The following is a 592-nucleotide window of genomic DNA, read 5'->3' on the forward strand; positions in this document are numbered from 1 at the left end:
GCCGCGTGAAGGGTCGCGCCAAGGTAAACGGAAAGCCTGTGAGCCTTAGCTAGCTCCTCGCATCGCTCGTTAAAGCGCGATGCCTAGACGCCTCAGTTTAGCTTCTCGCTCGGCGGCAGGCTGTGCGGCCAAGTCGTTCATGGCATCACCGTCATAGCCTGCGGCCTTTAGCGTCTGGCCGTGAGTTAAGACAAAAGTTCGCTCGGTGGCAGGCTGTGCGGCCAAGTCGTTCATGGCAAAACCGTCATAGCCTGCGGCCTTTAGCATCTGGCCGTGAGTTAAGACAAAAGTTCGCTCGGTGGCAGGCTGTGCGGCCAAGTCGTTCATGGCAAAACCGTCATAGCCTGCGGCCTCTAGCGTCTGGCCGTGAGTTAAGACAAAAGTTCGCTCGGTGGCAGGCTGTGCGGCCAAGCGGTTCATGGCATAACTGTCATAGCCTGCGGCCTCTAGCGTCTGGCCGTGAGTTAAGACAAAAGTTTGCTCGGCGACAGGCTGTGCGGCCAAGTCGTTCATGGCATCACCGTTATAGCCTGCGGCCTTTAGCGTCTGGCCGTGAGTTAAGACAAAAGTTCGCCCGGCGGCAGGCTGTGCG

1 protein-coding gene is annotated in these 592 nt (G+C 58.4%); it reads right to left on the reverse strand.

Annotated elements, in window-relative coordinates:
• Nucleotides 1-69 precede the first annotated feature (69 nt).
• Nucleotides 70-592, reverse strand: a 523-nt coding sequence (locus IEX86_RS24830; protein ID WP_188868807.1) for a hypothetical protein, incomplete at its 5' end; no start/stop codon positions are given.

Origin of the sequence: Pseudomonas asuensis (assembly GCF_014646755.1) — a bacterium.
In the GTDB taxonomy this organism is placed as follows: domain Bacteria; phylum Pseudomonadota; class Gammaproteobacteria; order Pseudomonadales; family Pseudomonadaceae; genus Chryseomonas; species Chryseomonas asuensis.